Raw genomic sequence first — 17,233 nt, 5'->3', positions numbered from 1 at the left:
TGAGGGATAATTATGATGCGCAAAACGCTGCTGGCTGTGGCATTGATGACCACCGCGTTAACTGCCCATGCGGACTACAAATGTGAAGTCACACCGCGCGACGATGTGATTCTCAGCCCGCAAACCGTTCAGGTAAAAGGTGAGAACGGCAATCTGGTGATCACGCCGGATGGCAACGTGATGTACAACGGCAAGCAATACACCCTGAGCGCGGCCCAACGCGAGCAGGCGAAAGATTATCAGGCGGATCTGCGCTCAGCGCTGCCCTGGATCGACGAAGGCGCCCTGACCCGCGTTGAGAAAGGCCGCGTGGCGCTGGATAAGATCATCGCCAAAGAGGTGGGTGAGAGCAGCAATATGCGCACCCGTCTGACCAAGCTGGACGCCCAGCTGAAAGAGCAGATGAACCGTATCATCGAGCACCGCACGGATGGTCTGACGTTCCACTATAAAGCCATCGATCAGGTGCGCGCAGATGGACAGAACCTGGTGAATCAGGCGATGGGCGGCATTCTGCAGGACAGCATCAATGAGATGGGGGCGAAAGCCGTGCTGAAAGGCGGCGGTAATCCACTGCAGGGCGTATTAGGCAGCCTGGGCGGATTGCAGACCTCGATCCAGAACGAATGGAAGAATCAGGAAGCTGATTTCCAGAAATTCGGCAAAGACGTGTGTCAACGCGTGGTAACCCTGGAAGACAGCCGGAAGGCGCTGGTGAGTACGCTGAAGTAATTATTCGTATCCACTCCCTCCCCGGGAGTGGATCTCTTCACGCTTTTGATTTTGTGCGTCAGGACTCTTCGGCAAGGAACAGCTCGAGCAGGGAGTTTAAGAACAGTTTCCCGTGTTCAGTAATCTGCCAGTACGCGTCGCATTCCGTCAGATACCCTTTCGCCAGCGCGGCATCAATCTGTGGTCGAATCACGCTTTCCGGCAAGCCGGTATAAAGCGTAAACTCCGCGCGTGGGGCCGCTTCCAGCAGACGGAAACGGTTCATGAAGAACTCAAAGGGTTTATCGTCTACCGCCACGTCGTGCTGACGTTCCAGATAGCGCCCCTCCATATACCCGCGTGGATGACGGGTTTTCGCGGTACGCAAAATACGCCCGTCAGGGAAAGTCACTTTGCCGTGTGCACCGCAGCCGATACCCAGGTAATCGCCAAAGCGCCAGTAGTTGAGGTTGTGCTGACACTGGTAGCCGGGCTTCGCGTAGGCGGACGTTTCGTACTGCTGATAACCCGCAGCCGTCAGAAGCTGATGGCCTTGTTCAAAAATATCCCACAGGGCGTCGTCGTCGGGCAGGACCGGCGGGCGCGAACCAAACAGGGTATTTGGCTCAATGGTCAGCTGATACCAGGAGAGATGCGGCGGGTTCAGCTCGATAGCCTGGCGCAAATCGTCCAGTGCCTCTTCCAGAGACTGATCGGGCAAGCCGTGCATCAAATCGAGGTTAAAGCTGCGAAGCCCCAGACCGGTTGCCAGGTGTGCCGCGCGTTTCGCCTCTTCCGGGCCGTGAATACGCCCCAGGCGCTTGAGCTTAGGTTCGCTAAAGCTCTGTACGCCAATCGAGATACGGTTCACTCCGGCGCGCTGATACTCGACAAAACGATCGGCTTCCACGGTACCCGGGTTGGCTTCCATTGTGATTTCCGCATCGGCTGCCAGATTCAGGCGCGCACGCACGCCGTCCAGCAGCGTCTGCATCGCCGGGCCAGAAAGCAGGCTCGGTGTACCGCCACCAATAAAAATGGTCTTAACTTCACGTCCCTGTGCGTAAGGTACGTCGGCATCCAGATCGGTCAAAAGATGCTGAACGTAGTCGTCATGCGGCACTTCGCCTTTCAGCGCGTGCGAATTGAAATCGCAGTACGGGCATTTCTGCACGCACCATGGGATGTGAATATAAAGACTCAGAGGTGGCAAATTAGCCATTACGTAATGCTTCCAGTAACAGTTTCAACGCGCGTCCACGATGGGAAATCGCGCTTTTTTCTTCGCGGGTCAGTTCCGCTGCGGTTTTGCCCTCAGAGGGGACAAAGAAAATCGGATCGTAGCCAAAGCCGCCATTTCCTGATGATTCGCGGGCAATCACGCCAGGCCAGCTGCCGTGGCAAACAATCGGCGTGGGATCTTCCGCATGACGCATATAGACCAGCACACAGTGGAACTGCGCCTGGCGCTGCTCGTCCGGCACCGCTTTCAGCGTCTCCAGCAGCTTTTCCAGATTTTGCTGATCGGTGGCGTCTACGCCAGAATAGCGCGCAGAGTAAATGCCCGGCGCGCCGCCCAGCGCATCGACCGCCAGCCCGGAATCATCCGCGATAGCCGGAAGGCCAGTGACCTGTGCCGCATGGCGCGCTTTCAGAATCGCGTTTTCGATAAACGTCAGGCCGGTCTCTTCCGCGGACTCGACGCCCAGCTCGGTCTGCGCGACCACATCCAGACCAAAATCATTTAATAGCGAGGCCAGCTCGCGCACTTTACCGGCGTTACCGGTCGCGAGAACAACTTTCTGCATACGTTAATCCTGTTGTGACAGTGCCGCGACTTCCGTCGGGATGTGTTGCGGGTTGAGGATTTTTACCTGTTTATGACGCCCCAGCTCACCCTTTTCAATGATGACCTGGCTTTTGGCGACGCGAAACTGTTTTGCCAGATATTTGGTCAAATGCGCGTTCGCCTGGCCGTCCACGGGAGGGGCGGTAATGGCGACTTTTAGCTCGTCGCCATGTAATCCCACTATGCTGTCGCGGCTGGCTTTCGGCTGAATATACAGCCGCAAAACCAGCCCGTCGGCGATGTGGCTGACGGCACTCATAGCGCCATCCACAGCCCCGGCAGCAGCATGTTGCCCGTTGACTGTAACAGTTCAGCGATGCCCATGTTCAGGACATACAGCAGCAGCACCAGAATCATCGGCGAAAAATCGATCCCGCCCATGGCTGGCAGCAGATTGCGGATCGGGCGCAGGAGCGGCTCCGTCAGCTGAATCATGGCGTATTCAACCGGGCTACGGCCGCGACTCACCCAGCTCATGACCGCCATCACCAGTAGCACCCAGAAGATCAGCAGGCCAATGGTTTTCAGCAGGATCAGCACCGCTGCGATCCAGATGATCGGCTGGAAGGTGACCACCATAAACAGCACGATAGCTTTGATGATACTGAGCACAAACGCCACCAGCAGAGAGGCGCTGTCGATCGGCCCCATCGGTGGGATAATGCGGCGCAGCGGCCCAATAACAGGTTGTGTGATTTTCACGACAAACTGCGAGAACGGGTTATAAAAATCACAACGAGCCCACTGCATCCAGACGCGTAACAGCAGCGCCATCGTATACAGCTCAATGACCGTTGAGAGCAGGAAAGTCAACGTCTTCATGGCGTTCCTCAGGTTTCCTTATTTTGGGGGGTAATCGCGCGCACCGAAAATGGCTGTACCGATGCGCACCATAGTGCTGCCTGCCGCGATGGCGGCTTCCATATCGTCCGACATGCCCAGTGAAAGCGTGTCTACGGTCGTGTAGCGCGCTTTAAGCGCCTCAAATGCTACAGCCATTTGCTGTGCTACGGCAAACTGCCTGTCGTAACTCGTTTCCGGTGCCGGAATCGCCATCAGCCCGCGCAGGGTCAAACCGGGCAGTTCAGACACCTGTTCGGCCAGTGCATCCAGTTCAGCCAGAGTGATACCAGACTTACTGTTCTCATCGCTAATATTGATTTGAATCAGGATGTTAAGCGGTGCCATGTCGGCAGGGCGTTGATCGCTCAACCGTGTGGCAATGCGCAGGCGATCGATCGTATGACACCAGTCAAAATGCTCAGCAACCAGCCGACTTTTGTTCGACTGCAACGGGCCGATAAAGTGCCACTCAAGATTCGTTTTCCCGGTTTGCTGGAAATAGCGAATTTTGTCCACACCTTCCTGAACGTAGTTTTCGCCAAAAGCGCGCTGCCCGGCGTCGATGGCTTCTGCGATGGCGCTCGCAGGCTTCGTTTTACTCACTGCAAGCAACGAAACTTCTTCTGAAGCACGGCCGCAACGCGTTGCAGCGGCTGAGATTTTGTCCCTGACCTGTGCCAGGTTATGCGCAATGTCGTTCATGAGTCCGAGGATGGTTGTATGGATATGGAAGAAATTGTGGCCCTTAGTGTAAAGCATTATGTCTCGGATCTACACCTGTGCAGCGACTCGTCACCGCGCTGGCGTAGATTAGGCAAACTTGAGCCGGCACCCTTTCCTCCGCCTGATGTCGCGCAGCTGTTAAAAACATGGCTGAATGACGAACAGCAGGGCGTCTGGTGGGCAAATGGACACGTGGATTTCGCGGTGACCTTGCTCAGTGGCAAGCGTCTGCGTGCCAGCGCGTTTGTGCATATCCATGGCGTCTCGCTGACGCTGAGACTTCTGCCGGAGGAGTGCCCTCAGCTCTCAACGCTTGGCGCGCCGCGCGTTATTCCCGACCTGCTCTCCAGTGACAATGGCTTGATTCTGGTGACGGGGGCCACCGGCAGCGGCAAATCCACAACGCTTGCGGCGATGGTGGATTATCTCAACCACCATTCCGACGGCCATATTCTGACGCTGGAAGATCCGGTGGAGTACGTCTATCAAAGCCAGCGGTGCCTGATTCAGCAGCGGGAAATTGGCCTGCACTGCCCGTCATTTGCTCAGGCGCTGCGGGCGGCGCTGCGTGAAGATCCGGATGTCATTTTGTTGGGTGAACTGCGCGATAGCGAAACGATCCGCCTTGCGCTCACGGCCGCGGAGACCGGGCATCTGGTGCTGGCGACGCTGCACACGCGCGGGGCGGCTCAGGCCATTGAACGGCTGGTGGACACCTTTCCGGCAGAAGAGAAAGATCCGGTGCGAAACCAACTGGCAGGAAGCCTGCGTGCGGTGCTGGCACAAAAACTGGTACGGGACCTTCAGGGCGGGCGCGTAGCGCTGTTTGAGATGCTGGTGAACACACCGGCGTCGGCCAATCTTATCCGCGAAGGGAAAACCTGGCAGTTGCCCGGTGTGATCCAGACCGGGCAGCAGGCGGGTATGCAGAATTTCGACCAAAGCCTTGCAGAGCGCAAAGCGCAGGGAAGGCTTTAGCGAAATTAAAACCCTTGCTCGAAGTAGCTTTCGAGAATAATCACCGCCGAAGCAGAATCGACGCTACCTTTGTTTAGCGCGCGGAATCCGCCATGCTCAAACAGACCTGCGCGGGCTTCAACGGTGCTCAGACGTTCATCGTGCAGCTTAACGACGACGCCAAAGCGGCCATGGATCTTATTTGCAAACTTGCGCGCACGGGCGGTGAGCGGCTGCTCGGTGCCGTCCATGTTGAGCGGTAGCCCAACGATCACGGCTTCGGGCTGCCACTCTTTCAGCAGGCGCTCGATAATGGCCCAGTCGGGGGTACCGTCCTGGGCTTTGATCGCCGTTAACGGGCGTGCCGTGCCGGTAATGCGCTGACCAATCGCCACGCCAATACTTCGGGTGCCGAAATCAAAGGAGAGAAGCGTTCCGCTCATTATGCATGCCCCGCCACACCAGGCATGGTCTGGATGTCGATACCAATGAGTTTTGCCGCTTCACGCCAGCGATCGGCGATCGGGGTTTTAAACAGAATATTCAGATCCGCCGGGGCCGTGAGCCACGCGTTATCGAGAATTTCCTGCTCCAGCTGGCCTTTCTCCCAGGAGGAGTAGCCCAGCGCGACCAGCACTTCGGAAGGCTGATTGTGCGTGCCGAGGGTTTCCAGAACGTCGCGCGAAGTGGTGATCACCGTATTATCGGAAACGCGAATGCTGGAGGAGAAACCCGGAGGCGTATGCAAAATAAAGCCGCGATCTTCTGCCAGCGGGCCACCGAGCATCACCGGCTTATCCAGGCGGATTTCCGGGGCGCGCTCTTCAGGCGTGATCTTGAGCTTCTCAAGAATGCCCTCGATTTGCAGGTTTTCCAGCGGTTTGTTGATGATAATCCCCATTGCGCCGTCTTCGCTGTATTCACAGATATACACGACAGCTCGACGGAAAATCGGGTCCTGGAGAGCAGGCATGGCAATAAGAAAGTGATGCTGTAAATTCATTGTCAGAGGTTCTGATTCCTGGTTTAAAAAGCGACAAGGCCCAGTATGCGGAGAAAGCTGGGCCTTGTCACTATTGACTTCGCCGCAGGTGGATGACCGGCGGCATGTGCGAGAGCGTTACTGCTTCAGACGTTTTTCAATCGCGTCCATCAGCATACCGGTGATCGAGACCGGGAACTCGGCTTCGATTTCGCGGATACAGGTCGGGCTGGTGACGTTCACTTCCGTCAGGCGGTCACCGATGATATCCAGACCGACGAAAATCAGCCCTTTGGCTTTCAGCATCGGGCCGACGCGGCGCGCGATTTCCCAGTCGCTTTCCGTCAGCGGGCGCGGCTCACCACGGCCACCGGCCGCCAGATTGCCACGCGTTTCGCCGCCCTGCGGAATACGCGCCAGGCAGTAAGGTACCGGCTCGCCATCGACGACCAGCACGCGTTTATCGCCGTCCACAATAGCCGGAATATAGTTCTGCGCCATGCAGTAGCGGGTGCCGTGCTCGGTCAGGGTTTCAGCAATAACACCAAGGTTTGGATCGCCTTCTTTCACGCGGAAGATCGACGCACCGCCCATCCCGTCCAGCGGCTTCAGAATGATGTCGCCGTGTTTCTGCCAGAAAGCTTTCAGCTGTGCTTTGTTACGGGTGACGAGCGTTTCTGGCGTCAGGTCGGAGAACCAGGCGGTATAAAGCTTCTCGTTACAGTCGCGCAGGCTCTGCGGTTTGTTAACAATCAGCGTGCCTTTCTCTTCTGCGCGCTCAAGAATATAGGTGCAGTAGATGAATTCGGTGTCGAACGGGGGATCTTTACGCATCAGGATCACATCGAGTTCGGCGAGGGGAATATCCTGCTCAGATCCGAATTCGTACCATTTATTGTAATTTTGCTCGACGTTCACGATGCGCGTCCGCGCGCGGGCTTCACCATTATTCAGGTACAGATCGGCCATCTCCATGTAATGAAGCTGGTAGCCGCGACGCTGTGCTTCCAGCAGCATAGCGAAGCTGGAATCTTTCTTGATGTTAATGCTTGCGATGGGGTCCATCACGATGCCGAGCTTGATCATTGTTCTTCTCCGTTAATGCTTCAACCCAGATCGCCAAAACGCACCTGGAGTGCAGTGATGGCTGTGAGTGCAGTCGTCTCAGTACGTAGAACGCGAGGTCCCAACAGAATATCAGTAAATTCATAACGTGCGGTCATGGCAATTTCGTCTGCCGACAGCCCACCTTCCGGGCCGATCAGCAGCCGCACGCTTTCCACCGGCAGCGGCAGCGTATTGATGCTGGCGCTGGCGCGCGGGTGAAGATTAAGCTTTAAGCCGCTCTCTTGTTCGGCACACCACGCCTCTAAATCCATGGGCGGGCGGATCGTCGGAATGCGGTTGCGGCCGCACTGTTCGCAAGCGGCGATGGCGATTTTCTGCCATTGCTGAATCTTTTTGTTCAGACGTTCAGCATCCAGTTTAACGCCACAGCGCTCAGAAAAAAGTGGCGTAATGAGGCTTACACCCAGTTCGATCGATTTCTGAATGGTGAATTCCATTTTTTCACCGCGCGACATCACCTGGCCCAGATGAATGTGCAGCGGAGATTCGCGGTCATCCACTTCGCCTCGCAATACATTCACCTGCACACTCTTTTTATCGGCGCGAGTGATTTCGGCGTCGAACACCTGGTTGCTGCCGTCGAAAAGCTGTACGGCCTGGCCTGCGCCCATGCGCAATACGCGGCCTACGTGGTTCGCGGCTTCGTCGGAGAGGGCGATTTCGTGGCCTGCGGTGATCGGTTCAGGGTGATAGATGCGAGGGATGCGCATAGTCAGTATTCCATCTAAAACTTCCCACTCCCGACGGGAGTGGGCGAAGTGAGGGGTAAAATAACAATTGCCGCTAGTGTAGGTTAGCTCTTTTGCGCCTGGCAAGCCCGCTGCACGTACGGGTTGTGATTCCCCTGGACTTTGGCGATGCGGTTATCGCGCTCACACTCCCAGTCGGTGACCGGATACAGCTTATCCCAGGCGCTAAAAAGCTGGGTCTGCTGGCGGGAGAGGTTCAGGTCGTAGCGATCGCGCATATAGAAGTAGGTGCGGGCGATACTGCCGCGCGCGCGGGCTGGCGGCTCGGCCACTTTCTCTTTGAAATCGACTTTCATTGTGCACTGGCCGTACTGACCTTCGCCGCCGTTCCACTGGCTGTACATGAAGTTGGCGCGGTCGCCGTTGACCTCACCCACGGCGGGCTGCAGGTTGTGCATATCACTTTCAATCTGGCGATAGACGGGATCTTTGGCGCAGTTTTTACGGCCGCCATCCTGCCAGCACTGGCGCTGATGGCCGAACTGCCATGCCGGCACCACGTGTTCCCATTCGATACGGTTAGCGCGGTTTTCATTTTTGCGCACTTTGTAACCGCAGGATTCGAGGTCAACGACCCCTTTTTTGCCCTGCCAGTTAATTTTACATCCGCAGTAGAAATCACCCGGCGCGTCGGCGTTCACTTTGACGCCTGCGGCTTTGGCCTGGGAAAAACTGTTAATACCTTCGGCCAGCGCGGGGCCTGCAAGCACCGTCGCCAGAAAGGCAACAGCGAAAGAATAGTGACGGGACATCTCAAACTCCGTGTCAAAATAAGCCCGCAACGTAGCGAAAGATGTTCCAGTATGCAATCAGTCAGATCAGGAAAGTTCCTGATTGTTCAATTGATTATTCTGCGACCAGCGGCTCGCCGCATTTAACGCAGCGGTAGATGGCCTCGCCGCGTACCACACGATTATGTCTGCGAACGGTCAGCTGGTGCTGCTGGCACTGGCAGCGGTAGGGGAAGGTATTTCGCCGCACCGATTCCAGCTCAAACTGGTGCGTACGGCGGGCGGGAACACCCAGCACGGCTTCCATCATCCATTTCCACTCTTTGCCGTGCGGTGCCACGCGGCCAAAGTGTTTCCACACCAGCAGATGCGCCAGCTCATGAGGGACAACTTCGTCGATAAACGCCTGCTGGTTTTCCATCATCAGCACCGGATTGAGACGGATCTCGTAGGATTCCAGCCACGCGGTGCCCGCCGACGTCCCGCGCTGCTGATAGACCAGTTTAGGTTCAGGGTAATTTCGCCCGAGCTTCAGGTTGGCCTGCGCGAGTTTATCCCGCAATGCGCGCATAACGGCTTGCTGGAGGGCGATGGGAAGACGTGGGGTTTTCATAGGGCCAGAGGATAATGCGGTGGATATAAACAGTAAAGCCTTCTCCGGTGGAGAAGGCTTTTCGTGTATCACCCGCTCCCCGTGTGATGGGGGAGGGCATCAGGCCAAAATAATCTTAGTTCTGCGCCCCAATCTCACGCAGTGGACGGCCTTTCATCAGGTTGCGTTCGATATGTTCCAGAGAGACGTGTTTGGTTTCCGGAACCAGCCACAGTGTCAGAACAATAAAGAACAGGTTCAGCCCGCCGTATACCCAGAAGGTATTGGCATTGCCGAGGGTATTCAGCATGGTCAGGAACGTTGCGCCGACGATCATGTTGGCAATCCAGTTCGTTGCCGTTGAGCAGGTGATACCAAAATCACGCCCTTTCAGCGGCTGGATTTCGGAACACAGCACCCAAATCAGCGGACCGGCACTCATCGCAAAACCGACGATAAACATCAGCAGCATCGCGACGGCAAAGTACTGCGCGGTCGCGGAGTGAATGCCCATATGCATCATGGTCCCCAGCACGCCCATCCCGATAGCCATCACCAGGAAACCTAAGGTCAGCGTTGGCTTACGGCCCCAGCGGTCAACCAGACCGATTGCGATAAAGGTCGCCAGCACGTTGGTCAGACCGACGATCACGGTGCCCCACATCTGCTCGGTGGTGTTGGTATACCCGGCCAGCTCAAAGATTTTTGGCGCGTAGTACATGATGACGTTCATCCCGGTGAACTGCTGCATCACCTGTAACAGCACACCGAGGAACACCGCGCGACGGAAGTTGCTGTTCTCTTTAAACAGCGCCCAGCCGGTCTGTTTGACCTTCAGGCTTTCGCGGATTTCATCAAGCTCGTTTTTAGCTTCAGCACTGGTATCACGCAGGCGCATCAGCACGCGTTCCGCATCATGGAAGCGACGTTTCGCGGCGTACCAGCGCGGGCTGTCCGGCAGGAAGAAGACACCGATCAGCAGCAAAATGGCCGGGATGATAATCACGCCCAGCATCCAGCGCCATGCGCCGCTGTAGCTGAAGGCCGTATCGGAAAGGTACGCGCCAAGAATACCGATGGTGATCATCAGCTGATACATGGAGATCATGCTGCCGCGAATTTTCTCTGGCGCGATTTCAGACAGATACAGCGGGGCAGTGTACGACGCCACGCCAACCGCCAGACCGAGCAGTACGCGGGAGATGATCAGCACTTCGACGTTAGGTGCGGCGGCGGAGCAGAGTGAACCGGCGACAAACAGAATCGCGCCAATCATCAGGCTCTTTTTACGTCCGAGACGGTAGGAGAGCCAGCCGCTGCCAACGGCACCGACGGCAGCGCCGAACATCATGGAGCTCACCACCCATTCCTGGGTATGTGGGCTGATCTGGAATTCATCGGTGATGAAGGGTAAAGCACCGGCAATGACGCCGATATCCAGGCCGAAAAGAAGTCCTGCCAGGGCTGCGAGGAAGCAGACAAAGAATGTCATCGCCTTGTTGGACGTACGCCCCTGTTTATTATTGTCAGGCATTATGCCCTCCAGTTGGGTTATCAGTTTTATCGATGTAAAGGGTAGGTTAGTACGGCGTAAAAATATGTGACGCTACTCACATTGGTGTAATCGGTTACACTCACTTATAACTGTCAGTTTTATTAAAGCTCTGAAAATATAGTGTTAATTCTGTTGATGTGCATCCCGTTTAACGCAGTTTCAGACTTAACTGAAATGAAATGTAACAGCAGATGAAGGCAGAACATGCAAAGAGATGATTCTGAAAGAAGAGCTTTTATCGCGTGGTGTAAGCGGTTTCAGTAGGAGTGGTTTGCCGGGTGGCGGCGATATCTCACGCGTGCAGGGCGTTAAAGAAATGGAGCTTACAAAAGCGAAGCGCGGGCGGGCAAAATTCCGGGAGCAGAAATGCTAAAGGCCAGCACGAGGCTGGCCTTTAAGAACGCTATCAGTTGTTAATTACAGACCGGCAGCGTCACGCAGCAGGGCGGCTTTGTCGGTTTTTTCCCATGGGAAATGTTCGCGACCAAAGTGACCGTATGCAGCGGTTTCTTTGTAGATTGGGTGCAGCAGATCCAGCATCTGGATCAAGCCGTATGGACGCAGGTCGAAGAACTCGCGCACCAGCAGGGTCAGCTGTTCGGTAGAGATTTTCTCGGTACCGAACGTTTCAACCATGATGGAGGTAGGTTCTGCCACGCCGATTGCGTAGGAAACCTGAATTTCACAACGATCTGCCAGGCCCGCAGCCACGATGTTTTTCGCCACATAACGTGCAGCGTACGCAGCAGAACGGTCAACTTTAGACGGATCTTTACCGGAGAACGCGCCGCCACCGTGACGAGCCATGCCGCCGTAGGTATCAACGATAATCTTACGACCGGTCAGACCGCAGTCGCCCATTGGGCCACCGATAACAAAACGGCCCGTTGGGTTGATGTGGTACTTGGTGGAGGCATTCAGCCATTCTGCAGGCAGAACCGGCTTAATGATCTCTTCCATGACCGCTTCCTGCAGCGTTTTCAGCGAAACGTCTTCGGAGTGCTGAGTCGACAGTACGACCGCGTCGATACCGACGATTTTACCGTCGTCATACTGGAAAGTGATCTGGCTTTTTGCATCCGGGCGCAGCCACGGCAGCGCGCCGTTTTTACGCACTTCAGCCTGACGCTGCACCAGACGGTGCGCGTAAGTGATGGGTGCAGGCATCAGCACGTCGGTTTCGTTGGTCGCGTAGCCAAACATCAGGCCCTGGTCGCCAGCACCTTGCTCAAGCGGATCGGTACGATCGACGCCCTGATTGATGTCCGGGGACTGTTTGCCAATTGCGCTTAAAACGGCGCAAGAGTTGGCATCAAAGCCCATATCAGAATGCACGTAGCCGATTTCACGCACGGTGTTACGGGTGATCTCTTCGATATCGACCCATGCACTGGTGGTGATCTCACCACCTACCAGAACCATGCCCGTTTTGACATAGGTTTCGCACGCCACGCGCGCTTTAGGATCCTGCTCAAGGATCGCATCCAGCACTGCATCGGAGATTTGGTCAGCGATTTTATCAGGATGCCCTTCTGATACAGACTCGGACGTAAACAGGTGTTTTGCCATGTTTTATTTCACCTAAGGATAATTTGGTAAGCTCAAACTGCTGTGCGGAATGGCCGTAGAAGACGATTCTACCAAGACCGGCAGGTAAATGACACCGGCAGTCTGAGTGTTAATCAGTATAGATGGATTAACATCTGGACGGCTATTTTAGGTCACTTCTTCGCCCGATTTCCAGTTTTTTTTGACTAAGGTCTCACTGTGCTGAAAACGCAGGTGGAAATTTTTCCTGACGGGGCTGGCAAGGCGCGCATTTATACTTTGCATTTTGGGAGTGATGTGGGTATAAAACGCGGCGCGCGGCTCATACAAAAAAGCGCTCGATGATTTCATCGTGTCGCCACTTCCAGCCGGGTTGAGCAGTGAACACTTAGCTTTGGCTTGAGGTTCGTCTTCTGAAGGCGGCCGTGGAGGTGATACCCGATAATGAACTCTCGTTTTCCGCTAACTCAGTTACGCTGTTCTGGCGTGCGTCTGTTTCCCGCAACTCGCATTTCTAATCTGCAAACCTGCCGATGTTATACCCATTTCGGTGCTTCTCAGGATTCCAGGGCCGGTCATCCGCTTTGTGAAAACTGAACAAGGGTGCTCTTGTTAATTCAGGAGTTATCTCGTGGTTTCGCCGAACCTTGTCATACAGAGTTCGGTTACGTGTTTTACAATGATATGAATAAGAAACCGGTCGCACGGTCTGAATTTCAGCACACTCTGCTGGAATGCGGGGCCGTTTATGGGTTGTTATCGCGGTGTGACACTGCGATAGTAGTCAACTGTTTTACACTTAATACAAAGAGTTGAGGTTCGCTATGTCTGACGACATGTCTTCGGTTTCGCCTTCGTCAGCGGGCGGACAGGGTGTACTACGTTCTATGCAGGAGGTTGCGATGAGCTCCGAAGAGGCCAGCAAGATGCTGCGCACATACAATATTGCCTGGTGGGGTAATAACTACTACGACGTCAACGAACTGGGCCATATCAGCGTTTGCCCGGATCCTGACGTACCGGAAGCTCGCGTGGATCTCGCCAAACTGGTGAAAGCGCGCGAAGCGCAAGGGCAACGTCTGCCTGCACTGTTCTGCTTCCCGCAGATCCTGCAACACCGTTTGCGCTCCATTAATGCGGCGTTCAAGCGCGCGCGTGAGTCTTATGGATACAAGGGCGACTACTTCCTGGTCTATCCAATCAAGGTAAACCAGCACCGTCGTGTCATTGAATCGCTAATCCATTCCGGTGAACCACTGGGTCTGGAAGCCGGTTCTAAAGCGGAACTGATGGCGGTACTGGCGCACGCCGGTATGACGCGCTCGGTGATCGTCTGTAACGGCTATAAAGACCGTGAATACATTCGTCTGGCGCTGATTGGCGAGAAGATGGGCCACAAGGTCTATCTGGTTATCGAGAAGATGACGGAAATCGCCATTGTGCTGGAAGAGGCCGAGCGTCTGAACGTGGTGCCGCGCCTGGGCGTGCGTGCGCGTCTGGCGTCGCAAGGTTCCGGTAAATGGCAGTCCTCCGGCGGCGAAAAATCCAAATTCGGTCTGGCTGCGGGTCAGGTTCTGCAACTGGTGGAAATGCTGCGCGAACGCGGTCGTCTGGACAGTATCCAGCTTCTGCACTTCCACCTCGGTTCGCAGATGGCCAATATTCGCGATATCGCCACGGGCGTACGTGAATCGGCTCGCTTCTATGTCGAGCTGCATAAGCTTGGCGTTAACATCGAGTGCTTCGATGTCGGCGGCGGTCTGGGTGTGGACTACGAAGGAACGCGCTCGCAGTCTGACTGCTCCGTGAACTACGGCCTGAACGAGTACGCGAACAACATTATCTGGGCGATTGGTGATGCCTGTGAAGAGAACGGTTTGCCGCATCCAACGGTGATCACCGAGTCTGGCCGTGCGGTTACCGCGCACCATACGGTGCTGGTTTCCAATATCATCGGTGTTGAACGCAGCGAGAATACGGAAGCGACACCACCGCAGGACGATGCGCCGCGTGCTCTGCAAAACATGTGGGAAACCTGGCAGGAGATGCATGAGCCGGGCACCCGTCGCTCCCTGCGTGAATGGCTGCACGACAGCCAGATGGATCTGCATGACATTCACGTCGGCTATTCATCAGGCACCTTTAGTCTGCAGGAACGCGCATGGGCAGAGCAGCTGTATCTGAATATGTGCCACGAAGTGCAGAAACAGCTCGACCCGAGCAACCGTGCGCACCGTCCGATTATCGACGAACTGCAGGAACGTATGGCGGATAAGATTTACGTCAACTTCTCGCTGTTCCAGTCGATGCCAGATGCCTGGGGTATCGATCAGCTGTTCCCGGTACTGCCGCTGGAAGGGCTGAATCATGCGCCGGAACGTCGCGCAGTGCTGCTGGACATCACCTGTGATTCCGACGGCGCTATCGATCACTACGTGGACGGCGACGGGATTGCCACCACCATGCCAATGCCGGAGTACGATCCTGAGAACCCGCCAATGCTGGGCTTCTTTATGGTCGGTGCGTATCAGGAAATTTTAGGCAACATGCACAACCTGTTCGGTGATACCGAAGCGGTTGACGTCTTTGTCTTCCCTGACGGCAACGTCGAAGTGGAGCTTTCCGACGAGGGCGACACCGTGGCGGACATGCTGGAGTACGTGCAGCTGGATCCGAAAAAACTGCTGACTCAGTTCCGCGATCAGGTGAAAAACACCGATCTGGACGCTGCGCTGCAGCAGCAGTTCCTGGAAGAGTTTGAAGCGGGTCTGTACGGGTACACCTATCTGGAAGACGAGTAACCGTTAATGCCCGGTGGCGCTGCGCTTACCGGGCCTAAGGGATACTTGAACCTGTACGAATTAACGGCGATAATTCGCAACAACATGCAGTTTCCGAATCAGTCCCTTCCTCGTCGGGTTTAACGACGCGGAGGGGATTTTTTTTCATCTATTTTTAATGCATCGACTCTACATGAGGTCAGGACATGAGCACTTTAGGTCATCAGTACGACAACTCTCTGGTATCTAACGCGTTTGGTTTTTTACGTCTTCCGATGAACTTCCAGCCGTACGACAGCGACGCTGACTGGGTAATCACCGGCGTTCCGTTTGATATGGCAACCTCCGGTCGTGCCGGTGGCCGTCACGGTCCGGCGGCCATTCGTCAGGTCTCTACCAACCTGGCCTGGGAGCACAACCGTTTCCCGTGGAACTTCGATATGCGTGAGCGCCTGAACGTCGTCGACTGCGGCGATCTGGTGTATGCCTTCGGCGACGCACGTGAAATGAGCGAAAAACTCCAGGCGCACGCAGAAAAACTGCTGGCTGCCGGTAAGCGCATGCTCTCCTTCGGCGGTGACCACTTTGTGACGCTGCCGCTGCTGCGCGCGCACGCGAAACATTTCGGTAAAATGGCGCTAGTGCATTTCGATGCCCACACGGACACCTACGCGAACGGCTGCGAGTTTGACCATGGCACCATGTTCTACACCGCGCCGAACGAAGGCCTGATCGATCCAAATCACTCTGTGCAGATCGGTATCCGTACTGAATTCGACAAAGACAACGGCTTCACCGTGCTGGACGCCTGCCAGGTGAACGATCGCGGCGTGGACGACATCATCGCGCAGGTGAAGCAAATTGTCGGCGACATGCCTGTCTACCTGACCTTTGATATCGACTGCCTGGACCCCGCGTTTGCACCGGGCACCGGTACGCCGGTCATTGGCGGCCTGACGTCTGACCGTGCGATCAAACTGGTTCGCGGTCTGAAAGACCTGAACATCGTGGGGATGGATGTGGTAGAAGTGGCGCCAGCGTACGATCAGTCTGAAATCACGGCTCTGGCCGCTGCGACGCTGGCGCTGGAAATGCTGTACATTCAGGCAGCCAAAAAAGGCGAGTAATCGGGCTGTTTGACTCGCCTTTTTGAAACCGGGCAGTGCCCGTCACCCTCATGTACTCCCAGGTGACGCTGCGCTGCCCGTGTCGTTACTGGCTTTTCTGGAGGGGATTATTTGATCCCGTCTGCCGCCATGCGATCGCGGATATGTTGCGCACGCTCTGCGGACGCCGGGTGATCGTCAAACATTGAGCTTTGACGGCCTTCTTCCAGTTTTGCCAGTTTCTCAAAGCTGGTGGCTAAGCCTGACGGATTGATCCCGCGCTTGCGCAACAGATCGTAGGAGTAGTCGTCCGCTTCTGACTCCTGACGTTGGGAGAACTGGGAGTTAACCAGTTTTTCGCCCACATCGCCCAGTTGGGATTGGGACAGACTGCCAACGATACCGCCTGCAGAGGCTGCCGCCGCACGCACGGCATTGGTGCCGAGCGCCACCTGCATACCTTTCTTCACGTGGCCGAGTGCGACGTGGCCCATTTCATGGCCGATCACCGCTTCGACTTCGTTGTCCGTCATCATGTCCATCAGCCCGCTGTAAACGCGGATACAGCCGTTCGCCATCGCAAACGCGTTCACGTCTTTTGCCATATAGACTTTGTAATTCACTGCCTGGCCGTTGATGTTATCGCCCAGCGCGGCGGCAATCTTGTTCAGACGCTGCGCGTAAGTGCTACTGGCCGGTGCGATGGTCGCTTTTCCGTCCATCTCTTTACACGCCTGGTCGCTCAGCGCGACGACCTGCGCATCGCTCAGGGAATAAGCCTGGAAGGCTTCTGCGCCAGAGCTCATCAGACCGTTTGAATCCATATTCTGACAACCGCTCAGCAGGAGCGTCGTACCCAGGGCCAGCACTATTGCACGCATTTTCATGATGTTGCTTCCGTACTCGTTAACTGAAAAAAGTCTGAAAAATGCTCCGGCAGCGAAGCCGCAGTCGCGCTAAGTATAAGGAATATCTGGAG

At 55.6% G+C, this 17,233-nt stretch carries 20 protein-coding genes; 6 read left to right on the top strand and 14 right to left on the bottom strand.

The annotated features are described in order from the left end of the window. Nucleotides 1-12: 12 nt before the first annotated feature. On the top strand, nucleotides 13-732 hold the full coding sequence (locus F153LOC_RS07870; protein WP_100778994.1) for a DUF2884 domain-containing protein: 720 nt from the start codon (nucleotides 13-15) through the stop codon (nucleotides 730-732). 58 nt (nucleotides 733-790) lie between these two features. Here the strand turns inward: F153LOC_RS07870 and hemW are convergent, their stop codons facing one another. The 5 genes from hemW to F153LOC_RS07845 are packed head-to-tail and all read right to left on the bottom strand — an operon-like array spanning nucleotide 791 to nucleotide 4,105. Beyond that, nucleotides 791-1,933: a radical SAM family heme chaperone HemW gene (gene hemW / locus F153LOC_RS07865; RefSeq protein WP_102104716.1), complete on the bottom strand. Its 1,143-nt coding sequence runs from the start codon at nucleotides 1,931-1,933 to the stop codon at nucleotides 791-793. Continuing rightward, nucleotides 1,926-2,519, bottom strand: a complete 594-nt coding sequence (locus tag F153LOC_RS07860) for an XTP/dITP diphosphatase (RefSeq protein WP_100778996.1) — start codon at nucleotides 2,517-2,519, stop codon at nucleotides 1,926-1,928. The genes hemW and F153LOC_RS07860 overlap by 8 nt, the downstream gene beginning before the upstream one ends. Nucleotides 2,520-2,522: 3 nt before the next feature. Next, nucleotides 2,523-2,819, bottom strand: a complete 297-nt coding sequence (gene yggU / locus F153LOC_RS07855) for a DUF167 family protein YggU (RefSeq protein ID WP_102104715.1) — start codon at nucleotides 2,817-2,819, stop codon at nucleotides 2,523-2,525. Next, nucleotides 2,816-3,382 (bottom strand): YggT family protein, encoded by a 567-nt coding sequence (locus F153LOC_RS07850; RefSeq protein WP_100778998.1) that lies wholly within the window; start codon nucleotides 3,380-3,382, stop codon nucleotides 2,816-2,818. Before F153LOC_RS07850 ends, yggU begins: the two co-directional genes overlap by 4 nt. A gap of 18 nt (nucleotides 3,383-3,400) precedes the next feature. After that, nucleotides 3,401-4,105 carry a YggS family pyridoxal phosphate-dependent enzyme gene (locus F153LOC_RS07845; protein WP_102104714.1) on the bottom strand — a complete coding sequence of 235 codons (705 nt, stop codon included), beginning with the start codon at nucleotides 4,103-4,105 and terminating at the stop codon, nucleotides 3,401-3,403. Nucleotides 4,106-4,123: 18 nt separating this feature from the next. Here F153LOC_RS07845 and F153LOC_RS07840 point away from each other — a divergent pair, with 18 nt between their 5' ends. Beyond that, on the top strand, nucleotides 4,124-5,104 hold the full coding sequence (locus tag F153LOC_RS07840) for a type IV pilus twitching motility protein PilT (RefSeq protein ID WP_102104713.1): 981 nt from the start codon (nucleotides 4,124-4,126) through the stop codon (nucleotides 5,102-5,104). A 5-nt stretch (nucleotides 5,105-5,109) separates the two neighbouring features. Here the strand turns inward: F153LOC_RS07840 and ruvX are convergent, their stop codons facing one another. From ruvX to F153LOC_RS07805, 7 genes are all read right to left on the bottom strand, one after another. Next, complete coding sequence (gene ruvX / locus F153LOC_RS07835; RefSeq protein ID WP_100779001.1) at nucleotides 5,110-5,526, bottom strand: Holliday junction resolvase RuvX; 417 nt, start codon at nucleotides 5,524-5,526, stop codon at nucleotides 5,110-5,112. After that, a complete protein-coding gene (locus tag F153LOC_RS07830) occupies nucleotides 5,526-6,086 on the bottom strand; it encodes a YqgE/AlgH family protein (protein ID WP_100779002.1) in 561 nt (186 codons plus the stop codon). The genes ruvX and F153LOC_RS07830 overlap by 1 nt, the downstream gene beginning before the upstream one ends. Nucleotides 6,087-6,203: 117 nt before the next feature. Next, nucleotides 6,204-7,151 (bottom strand): glutathione synthase, encoded by a 948-nt coding sequence (gshB, locus tag F153LOC_RS07825; protein WP_102104712.1) that lies wholly within the window; start codon nucleotides 7,149-7,151, stop codon nucleotides 6,204-6,206. Nucleotides 7,152-7,171: 20 nt separating this feature from the next. Further along, nucleotides 7,172-7,903 carry a 16S rRNA (uracil(1498)-N(3))-methyltransferase gene (gene rsmE, locus F153LOC_RS07820; protein ID WP_100779004.1) on the bottom strand — a complete coding sequence of 244 codons (732 nt, stop codon included), beginning with the start codon at nucleotides 7,901-7,903 and terminating at the stop codon, nucleotides 7,172-7,174. 83 nt (nucleotides 7,904-7,986) lie between these two features. Next, on the bottom strand, nucleotides 7,987-8,694 hold the full coding sequence (gene endA, locus F153LOC_RS07815; RefSeq protein WP_102104711.1) for a deoxyribonuclease I: 708 nt from the start codon (nucleotides 8,692-8,694) through the stop codon (nucleotides 7,987-7,989). 94 nt (nucleotides 8,695-8,788) lie between these two features. Next, entirely contained in the window at nucleotides 8,789-9,286 is a 498-nt protein-coding gene (locus F153LOC_RS07810; RefSeq protein ID WP_100779006.1) for a SprT family zinc-dependent metalloprotease, read from the bottom strand. Nucleotides 9,287-9,401: 115 nt separating this feature from the next. Beyond that, nucleotides 9,402-10,799: a sugar porter family MFS transporter gene (locus F153LOC_RS07805; RefSeq protein ID WP_100779007.1), complete on the bottom strand. Its 1,398-nt coding sequence runs from the start codon at nucleotides 10,797-10,799 to the stop codon at nucleotides 9,402-9,404. Nucleotides 10,800-11,034: 235 nt separating this feature from the next. Here F153LOC_RS07805 and F153LOC_RS21615 point away from each other — a divergent pair, with 235 nt between their 5' ends. Next, nucleotides 11,035-11,193: a hypothetical protein gene (locus tag F153LOC_RS21615; RefSeq protein WP_158238463.1), complete on the top strand. Its 159-nt coding sequence runs from the start codon at nucleotides 11,035-11,037 to the stop codon at nucleotides 11,191-11,193. 44 nt (nucleotides 11,194-11,237) lie between these two features. On the opposite strand, the gene metK is transcribed toward F153LOC_RS21615, so the two are convergent. After that, nucleotides 11,238-12,389, bottom strand: coding sequence for a methionine adenosyltransferase (metK, locus tag F153LOC_RS07800; protein ID WP_102104710.1), 1,152 nt, complete (start codon nucleotides 12,387-12,389; stop codon nucleotides 11,238-11,240). A gap of 663 nt (nucleotides 12,390-13,052) precedes the next feature. On the opposite strand from metK, the gene yqgB reads away from it, so the two are divergent. The 3 genes from yqgB to speB all read left to right on the top strand — a co-directional run bounded on the left by yqgB (nucleotide 13,053) and on the right by speB (nucleotide 16,275). Then, a complete protein-coding gene (gene yqgB / locus F153LOC_RS07790) occupies nucleotides 13,053-13,184 on the top strand; it encodes an acid stress response protein YqgB (protein ID WP_129035190.1) in 132 nt (43 codons plus the stop codon). An 8-nt stretch (nucleotides 13,185-13,192) separates the two neighbouring features. Next, nucleotides 13,193-15,169, top strand: coding sequence for a biosynthetic arginine decarboxylase (gene speA, locus F153LOC_RS07785; RefSeq protein WP_100779009.1), 1,977 nt, complete (start codon nucleotides 13,193-13,195; stop codon nucleotides 15,167-15,169). A 185-nt stretch (nucleotides 15,170-15,354) separates the two neighbouring features. Next, nucleotides 15,355-16,275, top strand: a complete 921-nt coding sequence (gene speB / locus F153LOC_RS07780; protein WP_002434404.1) for an agmatinase — start codon at nucleotides 15,355-15,357, stop codon at nucleotides 16,273-16,275. 107 nt (nucleotides 16,276-16,382) lie between these two features. Here the strand turns inward: speB and F153LOC_RS07775 are convergent, their stop codons facing one another. Further along, nucleotides 16,383-17,141, bottom strand: a complete 759-nt coding sequence (locus F153LOC_RS07775; protein WP_100779010.1) for a M48 family metallopeptidase — start codon at nucleotides 17,139-17,141, stop codon at nucleotides 16,383-16,385. Nucleotides 17,142-17,233 lie beyond the last annotated feature (92 nt).

Source organism: Lelliottia sp. F153 (assembly GCF_002870005.1).
In the GTDB taxonomy this organism is placed as follows: domain Bacteria; phylum Pseudomonadota; class Gammaproteobacteria; order Enterobacterales; family Enterobacteriaceae; genus Enterobacter; species Enterobacter nimipressuralis.
The sequence above is the reverse complement of the archived record's forward strand: the minus strand, read 5'-3'. Positions and strand labels throughout refer to the sequence as shown.

Excerpts from the sequence above, each read along its gene's own strand:
- hemW (WP_102104716.1), bottom strand. The coding sequence starts at position 1,933 with ATGGCTAATTTGCCACCTCTGAGTCTTTATATTCACATCCCATGGTGC.
- F153LOC_RS21615 (WP_158238463.1), top strand. The coding sequence starts at position 11,035 with ATGATTCTGAAAGAAGAGCTTTTATCGCGTGGTGTAAGCGGTTTCAGT.
- F153LOC_RS07810 (WP_100779006.1), bottom strand. The coding sequence starts at position 9,286 with ATGAAAACCCCACGTCTTCCCATCGCCCTCCAGCAAGCCGTTATGCGC.
- F153LOC_RS07840 (WP_102104713.1), top strand. The coding sequence starts at position 4,124 with ATGGATATGGAAGAAATTGTGGCCCTTAGTGTAAAGCATTATGTCTCG.
- ruvX (WP_100779001.1), bottom strand. The coding sequence starts at position 5,526 with ATGAGCGGAACGCTTCTCTCCTTTGATTTCGGCACCCGAAGTATTGGC.
- F153LOC_RS07860 (WP_100778996.1), bottom strand. The coding sequence starts at position 2,519 with ATGCAGAAAGTTGTTCTCGCGACCGGTAACGCCGGTAAAGTGCGCGAG.
- yggU (WP_102104715.1), bottom strand. The coding sequence starts at position 2,819 with ATGAGTGCCGTCAGCCACATCGCCGACGGGCTGGTTTTGCGGCTGTAT.
- endA (WP_102104711.1), bottom strand. The coding sequence starts at position 8,694 with ATGTCCCGTCACTATTCTTTCGCTGTTGCCTTTCTGGCGACGGTGCTT.
- F153LOC_RS07850 (WP_100778998.1), bottom strand. The coding sequence starts at position 3,382 with ATGAAGACGTTGACTTTCCTGCTCTCAACGGTCATTGAGCTGTATACG.
- rsmE (WP_100779004.1), bottom strand. The coding sequence starts at position 7,903 with ATGCGCATCCCTCGCATCTATCACCCTGAACCGATCACCGCAGGCCAC.
- F153LOC_RS07870 (WP_100778994.1), top strand. The coding sequence starts at position 13 with ATGATGCGCAAAACGCTGCTGGCTGTGGCATTGATGACCACCGCGTTA.
- gshB (WP_102104712.1), bottom strand. The coding sequence starts at position 7,151 with ATGATCAAGCTCGGCATCGTGATGGACCCCATCGCAAGCATTAACATC.
- speA (WP_100779009.1), top strand. The coding sequence starts at position 13,193 with ATGTCTGACGACATGTCTTCGGTTTCGCCTTCGTCAGCGGGCGGACAG.
- F153LOC_RS07830 (WP_100779002.1), bottom strand. The coding sequence starts at position 6,086 with ATGAATTTACAGCATCACTTTCTTATTGCCATGCCTGCTCTCCAGGAC.
- metK (WP_102104710.1), bottom strand. The coding sequence starts at position 12,389 with ATGGCAAAACACCTGTTTACGTCCGAGTCTGTATCAGAAGGGCATCCT.
- yqgB (WP_129035190.1), top strand. The coding sequence starts at position 13,053 with ATGAATAAGAAACCGGTCGCACGGTCTGAATTTCAGCACACTCTGCTG.
- F153LOC_RS07845 (WP_102104714.1), bottom strand. The coding sequence starts at position 4,105 with ATGAACGACATTGCGCATAACCTGGCACAGGTCAGGGACAAAATCTCA.
- speB (WP_002434404.1), top strand. The coding sequence starts at position 15,355 with ATGAGCACTTTAGGTCATCAGTACGACAACTCTCTGGTATCTAACGCG.
- F153LOC_RS07775 (WP_100779010.1), bottom strand. The coding sequence starts at position 17,141 with ATGAAAATGCGTGCAATAGTGCTGGCCCTGGGTACGACGCTCCTGCTG.
- F153LOC_RS07805 (WP_100779007.1), bottom strand. The coding sequence starts at position 10,799 with ATGCCTGACAATAATAAACAGGGGCGTACGTCCAACAAGGCGATGACA.